Here is an 8851-nt window from a genome sequence, read left to right on the forward strand (position 1 = left end):
GGGGTGAGTCTTGCGACTCACCCCGACGCGGCGTATCTGTTCCGGCACCCACACCGTCACGGCAAACGAGGTCAGAGGCGGACACCCTCGGCTGCGAATGTGCCGCGTGCCAGCGCCAAGGCCGCCTGCGCGCCTTCGTGAAGCAGCTCGTAGTCCGCGGCGAGAGCGACGGTCCGGATTCCGTTCTCGGCGCACGCCGTCGTCATTTCCTGACTTCCCCCGTAGGCGGCGACGTCCAGTCCGTGGCGGGTGCACGCCTCCACGATTGTGCGAACGGCATCGAAAACAGCTCCCCCCAGGACGTCCGAGGCGGAACCGGCCAGCGACAGGGTGAGGTCTGCCGTGCCGATCAGGATCCCGTCCAGTCCGGGCGTCGCGCAGATCGCTTCGGCTTCGGCCAGGCCGTTCGTGTCCTCGATCATCAGGTAGACCCGCTGGCGGGGCGCCGAGGCCGGGCGCAACGCTGCCCGAACCGGTCCCCACGAGCGGTGTCCCTCGGGGGCGTAGCGGCAGAAACCGACCGCCTCACGTGCTTGGGCGGCCGACCCGATCTGTGGGACGACGACGACGTCGGCGCCCATGTCGAGCGCCCAGTTGGCTTGTGCGTAGTTCGTCGCCTGCGTCCGCACCCAGGCCTCGACGCCAGCACCCTGCACCGCCGAGAGCAGGGGCACGACGGAGTCGGTTCCCAGTGCGCCGTGCTGCAAATCGATCACGGCCCAATCGAATCCAGTCCGAACCATCAGTTCGGCAGCGAAGACGGAGTCGAGCGTCAGCCACGCTCCGAGTGACGGCGCGGTCGAGGTCGAGGTCATTGCGGGGTACTCCATTCGGGGATCTGCGGGCGGCGGTCGGTGAACGCCGCCGGTCACTTCTGGGGTGTCGGTGGAATCAGCACAAGCTTTCCGATGTGCTTCTTGGCGAGGAAATCCTCCTGCGCACGAACGATGTCGGACAACGGATAGGTGGCCGAGACGACCGGACGGATTTCATTCCGCTCGATGTATCCGACGAGGTTCTCGAACACGGCGTCGTCCTGGAAGGTGCACCCGCACAGCGTGAGGTCTCTGAGGTAGACCGTGCGCAGGTCGATCTCGGAGATCGGCCCACCGATGGCACCGGCGATCGTGTAGCGGCCACCCGTGCGCAACACGTCGAGCAGTTGAGGCCACTGCGGTCCGACGACGAGATCGACCACCACATCCACCGAGCCGGCACCGAGCGCGCCGATCAGGTCGACTCCCCGCTCGATGGTCCGATCGGCGCCCTGCGCCTTCACCTCGGACGCCTTGTCGGGCGAGCAGACGGCGATCACCGTGGCGCCGCGGCGTTTGGCGAGTTGCACCGCAGCGAGTCCGACACCGCCCGAGGCGCCGGTGATCAGCACGCGTTCGGCACCGACCGCGGCGCGGTGCAGCATGTTCTCGGCGGTGGAGTAGGCGCACGGTAGCGCCGCGAGTTCGGCATCGCTCCACTCGGAGTCGACCGCGAAGGTTTCCCGGGCCGGAGCCACCGCGTACTGCGCGAAGCCGCCGTCGCATTCGCTGCCGAACGTCCAGCATTCGTACGGGCGGTAGTCGACGTAGCTGCGCAGCATGGTGCGCACGAGGACCCGTTCGCCGATGCGGTCGGGGGAGACGCCGTCACCGACCGCGACGATGCGCCCACACACGTCCGCGCCCTGAATCCGGGGGAATTTCAGGGTCGTGCCCGACCAGCTGGCATCGTCGTCGTCGACGGATTCGAACCCGCTCGCGCCACCAGAGCTCGTGTCGGAGTCGATCGCCTTCGAATACCACCCGATGCGGGTATTGATGTCGGTGTTGTTGATTCCGGCGGCGGCGACCTCGATCAGCACCTCACCCCGATCTGGTCGGGGGACGGCGACGTCGGTGCGGTACTCGAGTTTGTCGAGTCCCCCGTGGCCGGTCAGGAGAACTGCGGTCATGTGTTCCGGCAGCAAGGTTGGCTCCTTCGGATTTCGATCGGATGTGTTCGTGGGCCGGTGTATCCCGGTCACACCGGCGCGGCGAGCGGTTCGCGTGCGACGAACGTCTGGGTGAGTTCGCCGATGTCGGTGATGCGGCTGCGCAGCACGTCGCCGGGGCCGAGGAACCGCTGCGGTGTCCGGCCCACCCCGACGCCGGCGGGCGTGCCGGTGAACACCACGTCGCCGGGGTAGAGCTCGAGGGTGTGCGAGAGGTGCTCGATCAGCGCCGGCACCGGGAAGATCATCTGCGCGGTGCGTCCGAACTGGACGAGCTCGCCGTTGATGCGGGTCTCGAGCGTGAGATCGTTCGGATCGGCGAACTCGTCGATCGTCACCAGCGCCGGCCCGATCGGGGCGAACCCTCGATGCGACTTGGCGAGACTGAACTGCGGAACCGGTCCGGCCAACTGTCGCCCGCGGTCGGACAGGTCCTGTCCGACAGACAATCCCGCGACGGACTCCCATGCCCGATCGGCCGGGATGTTGCGGCCACCTCGGCCGATCACGACCACGAGTTCGACCTCCCAGTCCACCGTGTCCGAGGGAAGGGGCACGGTGGTGACCGGGCCGGAGATCGCCGAGGCGAACTTGGTGAAGATCACCGGCGACTCGGGCTGTTCCACACCGGACTCCGCCGCGTGGTCGGCATAGTTCAGGCCGACGGCGAACACCTGGCGCGGCGCCGGCACCGGCGAACCGAGTCGACCCGGGTCGATCCCACCGCGTTGCGCCGGGGTGACCCTGTCTCGGTTGCCCGTGTACCAGGTGACGAACTCCGCCCACCGCTCGTAGATCTTCTGCGGATGGGAGGAAAAATAGCCGTGGCTTTCCCCCTCGACATCGACGAGGCCGCTGCGCGTCGACACCTGGAGGCGGCCATCGAAATTGATCAACCGCACCGGAAACTCTCCCATCGTCTGTGCTGCGTGTTCGATTCCCGCGATCGGAACGGGTGCATGCGGATCGTCACTATTTGAACAGTCCGTTCATTGTGTGTGTTTGACGATAGTGCGGCCCAGGTCACAGCTTGTCAAGGCCGGGACGCGCTCGGCGGGGCCTGGCCGCGGGCCGGTGCGCGGGCGCGCCCGTGTGCATTTCTGTCGAAATCGGTACCTGAGGTGCGCTATCCGGTCGAGCGCCCGCCGTGTGATACCTCGTCGGCCCGGCGCCCGCCCCGGGGTCGGCGCGGGTGGTCGCGGCTGTGACGAGACGGGGTCTTGACGGCCCATGAGGTCCATGTCACAATTTTGAGCGTGACGTTCACTTATTGAACGAATGTGATGTTGGTGGTCGAACTGCTACCGCCGGCACGCGTGCACACTTCATCCCCGCCTTTCCCCGCCCCGGACGGCATTCGCACCGTCCACGTCGGCTGTCATGTCGACGCGCACCAGCAAGGAGTGACCTGGTGACGATTACCAACACGGATTCCGTCGGAGAGTATGAGGACGGACCCGTCGGCACGAAGGCCGATCAAGGTCCGGTCGACAAGAAGCGCTTCCTGGTCAAGCTGACCGGTGTGATCGCCGGTGGCATGTTCATCGACGGCTACATCCTCGGCATCGTCGGCACCGTCATCGGTGCCATCACCCTCGACCTGAATATGTCGCTGTACTGGGAGGGGCTCATCGGCGCCTCCGCGCTCATCGGTATCTTCGTCGGCGGCCCGCTGGGGGGCTGGCTGGCCGACAAACTGGGCCGCAAGCCACTGTTCGCGATCGACCTGGCGATTTTCATCCTCGGATCCGTCCTGCAGTTCTTCGTGGACTCGGCCTGGCAACTGTTCGTCGTCCGGTTGCTGATGGGCATCGCGATCGGCGCCGACTACTCGGTCGGTTGGCCACTGCTTTCCGAATTCGCACCGCGGAGGCTGCGCGGCAAGCTGCTGGCCTACTGTGAGGTCGCCTGGTACGTCGGCTTCATGTTCGCCTTCGTCATCGGTTACGTGATGACCACCGTGTGGTCCCTCGACTGGCGCATCGTGCTCGGCTCGAGCACCGTTCCGGCGGTGATCCTGTTCCTGGCCCGGCTGGGTATGCCCGAGTCACCGCGCTGGCTGATGAACAAGGGCCGCACCGAAGAGGCCACCGAGATCGCCCACGCTTACCTCGAGGACCCGTCCGATGTCGTCGACATCGCCAACGAGGGCACCCGCTCGGGCACGTTCGGGATGCTGTTCTCCCCGGCCTACCGGCGGGCGACGATCTTCATCTCGATCTTCTGGTTCTGTGCGGTGGCACCGTATTTCGCGATCGCCACGTTCGCAGCCAGCGTGCTGGAGGGCTACGGGCTCGGCGACGGACTCGTCGGCGCCATCGGAGTCAACGGCCTCGCCCTGGTCGGTGTCATGGTCTCGGTCCTGCTCATCGAACGCGTCGGCCGCCGGAAGCTGACCATCCCGCAGCAGTGGGTCTGCGCTGTGGTCTTGCTGATCATCGGATTGTGGTCGTCCGCCCCGCCCGCGGTGGTCTTGATCTGCTTCCTGGTGTTCGCGTTCGCCAACGCCATGTCCACCGCGTTGACCGGTGTCTACCCGGGTGAGATCTTCCCGACCGAGATCCGTGGCCTCGGTACGGGTTTCGCGACCGCGTTCAGCCGGGTCGGTGCGGGTCTGGGCACGTTCCTGCTGCCGTGGTCGATGCACAACCTCGGAAGTGGGGTGACGATGGTCATCGCCGCGGGCATCTGCATCGTCGGTGCCGCGGTTTCCCAGGTCCTCGCCCCGGAAACGATGGGCCGCAACCTCAGTGAAACCTCGGCCCCGCGCGGCGGTCGGCCCGTTCGAACCTGACCGATAGCCACAGCACCGGGAACCGGAGTCCGTACCAGGGCTCCGGTTCCCGGTGCTTCACGCGGTGTGGCCGTCGGGCGGGACTATTCGCCTGCCGCGTCCTGCCAGAACACCTCGACGAGGCGCTCGACGATGGCCTGCATCTGCTGGAGCGCTTCGGGGATGCGGTCGCGCCCGAAGCGGTAGCGGGGGCTGTTGAGCGTCAGGATCGCCACCAGACTGCCCGAGGTATCCCGCACCGGCCGGGACAGTGAAATCAGTTCCTCTTCGAGTTCGTTGTCGATGATGCCGAACCCTTGCTCGCGGACCTGGTCGAGTTCCCGGAGCAGAACGGCACGGTCGGTGATGGTGTGGGACGTGTACGCCTCGAGCTTCTCGGGCAGCAGCGCGAGCACCTTGTCCAGCGGCATCTCGGCGAGCAGTACCTTGCCGGTGGAGCTGGCATGCAGCGGATATTGCTGGCCGACCATGTGGGTCGACATGCGGCTCATGATCCCGACCACGTGCGAGCCGGCGGCCTCGGCGATGAGGTCCAGGCCGTCGTGCGAATTCGGCACCGACAGGGTCACCGATTCGTTGAACTTGTCGGCCAACTCCTGCAGCAGCGGTTGGGCGCGAGCGACCAGGCCGGCGTACGGGTCGGCGCGCCGCCCGAGCCGGGCCATTTCCCATCCGAGGATGTAGTTGTTGTCGATCCGGTCGACGAGCCCGGTGCGTTCGAGACTGTAGAGCAGACGGAACGCGGTGGGCCGGGAGATCCCGACCCCCTTCGCGAGCGTGGTCACGGTGGCACCGGTGCGCGGGTGCGCGGCCAACTCCCGTAGCAGCCGAACCGCTTTGGTCACCGACTTGTTCGTCATCTCCGTCGGTTCGGGTACTTCGCTCATGCCACCCCTTCGTCGTGTCGGTGCGCACCACATCCTCGGGTACGCGCTTGCACGACCACTCTACCGCCCCAGCGTTCATATAGTGAACGCTGGGGCGGCAGAGTGTGGGAACTATCGAGCGCACACCGCGCTCCTGGATTGTCAGGACTGGGCGCGGCCCCAGGTGGACGATTGGCCGGCGGAGTTGACCGTGCGGGGGATCGCGAGGGGATTGCGCTCCTGGATCGGTGCGGGCAGGAGCACCTCCGGGGCGTCCTGGTAGGTGACCGGGCGCAGGAATCGGCGGATCGCGGTGGTGCCCACCGAGGTGTGCGAGACCGCGGTGGTGGCGGGGTAGGGGCCGCCGTGGTGCTGGGCGGGGGTGACGGCGACGCCGGTCGGCCAGCCGTTGAACACCAGTCGGCCGGCGCGGGTGGCGGCGATCCGGGTGAGGCTGCGGAGTTGCTCGCGTTCGTCGGGGGTGGGTTCGGTGCGGGTGTGGACGGTGACGGTGAGGGTGCCGTCGACACCGTTCAGGACGCGGTTCACCTCGTCTTCGGTGCCGTATTCGGCGATGATCGCGGCGGGGCCGAAGCTCTCCTCGAGCAGGGTGTCGGCCTGGGCGACCAGCTGTTCGGCGGTGGTGCGCAGCAGTGTCGGGGTGACCTCGGGGACTCCGCTCTCGCCGGTCGATGCGGTGCCCTTGACGAGGACCTCGACGCCGGGTGCTGCGGCGGCCTCCTCGATCCGGTGGTGGTAGCCCTCGGCGATCTTCGCGGTGAGCATCCGCGCCGCGGGCACCTGCTGGGCGAGGGTGGTGATCTGCTCGGTGATCGGCGATCCGGCGGGCACCAGCAGGATGCCGGGCTTGGTGCAGAACTGTCCGGCCCCGAGGGTGAACGAGCCGACGAATCCGGACGCGATCGCCTCGGCACGCTCGTCGAGGGCACCGGCGGTGACGACGGCCGGGTTGACGCTGCCGAGTTCACCGAAGAAGGGGATCGGGTTGGGGCGGGCGGCGGCGATGTCGAACAGGGCGCGGCCGCCGGCGACGGACCCGGTGAAGGCGGCTGCGGCGATCCGCGGGTCCTCGAGGGCGCGGGTGCCGGCCCGGAAACCGCTGATCAGGGCGAACGTGCCGTCGGGGGCGCCGGCGGCGGACAGTGCCCCGGCGACGACGTCGGCGGTGGCGGCGGAGGTGCGGGGGTGGCCGGGATGGGCCTTGAGCACCACCGGGCAGCCGGCGGCCAGCGCGGAGGCGGTGTCGGTGCCGGCGACGGAGAACGCGAAGGGGAAGTTGCTGGCGGCGAAGACCAGGACCGGGCCCACGGGGATCTGGTACCGGCGCAGGTCCGGGCGGGCGCCGAGGACGAAGTCGGGATCTGCGCGGTCGATGATCACGTCGAGGAAGGTGCCGTCGATCAGTTCCTCGGCGAACATCCGCAACTGCACGCAGGTCCGGTTCAGTTCCCCGCTCAATCTGGCCTGGGGAAGCCCGGTTTCGATGATGGCCTCGGCGACCAGCCCGTCGGCGTGCGCCTCGAGGGCATCGGCGATCGCGACGAGTACAGCGGCGCGGTCGTGGGGGGTGCGGTCCTCCCAGAGCGGTGCGGCGGCGGCCGCGGCGTCGAGGAGGCGGTCGAGTTGTGCGTCGGTGGTGTCCGGTTCGATCGAATGCGTGGTGTCAGTCATGAAGTGCGGGATCCCTTTCGGAAGTCGAGGCTCGCGCCGGGTGCGGCGCAGCCGGGGTGTGGGGGTCGGGCTCGCGGTTGTCTATTCGAAGGATGCGACCGGCTCGCCGAAGACGCCTTCGTCGGGGACGACGCCGAGACCGGGGCCGGTCGGTACCCGGATGCGCCCCCCTTCGATCCGGACCGGGTTGTCCGAGTCGTAGTGAATGTCCATGTAGGGCTCGGCAATCCACACGCCCTCGAGCAGGCGCGGCTGAACCGTCGAGCCGATGTGGGCACACGCGGCCGCGATGATATCCCCTCCCCAGGAGTCGTCGCACGTGTGGGGCATGGAACGCGCTTCGCAGAGATCCCTCACGGTCGCGAGGGTACCGAGACCGCCCAGTCGCGTGACCTTCAGTCCGAATCCGTCGCATACGCCGAGCGAGATCGCTCGGAGCACGTCGCCGAGATCCTCGGTGTTCTCGTCGAGGTAGACCGCGTGGTGCAGTTGGCCGCGAATCGCGGCGATCTCCTCCATCGTGTTGCAGGGCTGCTCGAAGACGAAGGGAATGTCGGCGCACTCCCGGCCGATTCGCAGGACGTCGCGCGCATACAGTCCGCGGTTGGCATCCAGGGACAGGCGGGTGCATCCGGTTGCTTCCCACACCTTGCGAACGGTCTCGATGTCGATCTCGACCGGCCGTCCGCCCACCTTGATCTGCAGACGCGGATACCCCTCGGCGATCTTCTCGACGGCGGTCCGGGCGACGTCGTCCGGCTCGCCGATGGACAGCGCGTAATAGGAGTCCACCCGATCGGTGGTCGCGCCACCCAGCATGTCGCACACGCGGATTCCGTGAGTCTTGCCGATCAGGTCGTGAATCGCGATGTCGATCGCGGCTTTGGCGTAGTTGTGCCCGTTGAGGAGCCGGTCCAGTGCGCGACGCACGGCCAGCGGACCCGTCACCGGCATGCCGATCAGGCCCGCCGACATCTGGTTCAGTGCCGCCCGCGCGCCCAGGGCGTGCTCCGGCGCATACGTCGGGCCGACCGGGCACGTCTCACCCCACCCGGAGACACCCGCATCGGACACGATCTGCACGATCGTCGAGTCCAGGGCGGTGTACGAGCCCTCGGACATCCGGTAGGCCTTGCCGCTGAACGGCAGATCCATCTGATACACGTGAATCTCGGCGATGCGCAACGTTTTACCTCTTTCGTGGGCTCGGTCAGGCGTGTCCAGTTGTGGGTCAGGCGGCGGTGAGTTGCCGGATTCCGCCGAGTTTGCCCTGGTGGAAGACGAGGGGTTCGCCGTGTCCGGTGTCCATGTGCAGGACGCGGGCGATGACGATGGTGTGGTCGCCGCCGTCGAGTTCGTGGGTGATTTCGCAGTCGACGTAGGCGTGGGCGCCGGTGATTCGGGGTGATCCGGTCTGGGACAGGGTCCAGTCGATGTCGGCGAATTTGTTGGGTTGTTTGCTGGAGAGGGCGCGGCAGATCGGTTCCTGGCCGGCGGCGAGGATGCTGGCGC

The 8851-nt window shown here is 67.5% G+C and carries 8 protein-coding genes; 1 reads left to right on the forward strand and 7 read right to left on the reverse strand.

Annotated features, from left to right (window positions below; genetic code table 11):
• Positions 1–71: 71 nt before the first annotated feature.
• The 3 genes from AC1DWT_RS47375 to AC1DWT_RS47385 form a co-directional block, all read right to left on the reverse strand.
• The gene (locus AC1DWT_RS47375) at positions 72–815 is read right to left on the reverse strand and encodes an HpcH/HpaI aldolase family protein (protein WP_241031347.1); all 744 of its coding nucleotides are present in this window, start codon (positions 813–815) and stop codon (positions 72–74) included.
• A gap of 53 nt (positions 816–868) precedes the next feature.
• Positions 869–1948 (reverse strand): alcohol dehydrogenase family protein, encoded by a 1080-nt coding sequence (locus AC1DWT_RS47380; RefSeq protein ID WP_477925920.1) that lies wholly within the window; start codon positions 1946–1948, stop codon positions 869–871.
• A gap of 68 nt (positions 1949–2016) precedes the next feature.
• Complete coding sequence (locus AC1DWT_RS47385) at positions 2017–2904, reverse strand: fumarylacetoacetate hydrolase family protein (protein WP_083395739.1); 888 nt, start codon at positions 2902–2904, stop codon at positions 2017–2019.
• Between the two features lie 494 nt (positions 2905–3398).
• On the opposite strand from AC1DWT_RS47385, the gene AC1DWT_RS47390 reads away from it, so the two are divergent.
• The gene (locus AC1DWT_RS47390; RefSeq protein ID WP_083395740.1) at positions 3399–4781 is read left to right on the forward strand and encodes an MFS transporter; all 1383 of its coding nucleotides are present in this window, start codon (positions 3399–3401) and stop codon (positions 4779–4781) included.
• Positions 4782–4864: 83 nt separating this feature from the next.
• Here AC1DWT_RS47390 and AC1DWT_RS47395 read toward each other — a convergent pair whose 3' ends face one another.
• The 4 genes from AC1DWT_RS47395 to AC1DWT_RS47410 form a co-directional block, all read right to left on the reverse strand.
• Complete coding sequence (locus AC1DWT_RS47395) at positions 4865–5668, reverse strand: IclR family transcriptional regulator (RefSeq protein WP_095862022.1); 804 nt, start codon at positions 5666–5668, stop codon at positions 4865–4867.
• A 141-nt stretch (positions 5669–5809) separates the two neighbouring features.
• Positions 5810–7339: an aldehyde dehydrogenase (NADP(+)) gene (locus tag AC1DWT_RS47400; protein ID WP_477925921.1), complete on the reverse strand. Its 1530-nt coding sequence runs from the start codon at positions 7337–7339 to the stop codon at positions 5810–5812.
• 81 nt (positions 7340–7420) lie between these two features.
• The gene (locus AC1DWT_RS47405; protein WP_276137089.1) at positions 7421–8524 is read right to left on the reverse strand and encodes a mandelate racemase/muconate lactonizing enzyme family protein; all 1104 of its coding nucleotides are present in this window, start codon (positions 8522–8524) and stop codon (positions 7421–7423) included.
• A gap of 46 nt (positions 8525–8570) precedes the next feature.
• Positions 8571–8851: flavin reductase family protein (locus AC1DWT_RS47410; protein ID WP_477925922.1), on the reverse strand; the 281-nt coding region annotated here is incomplete at its 5' end.

This window comes from Rhodococcus sp. P4_B6 (genome assembly GCF_056402215.1).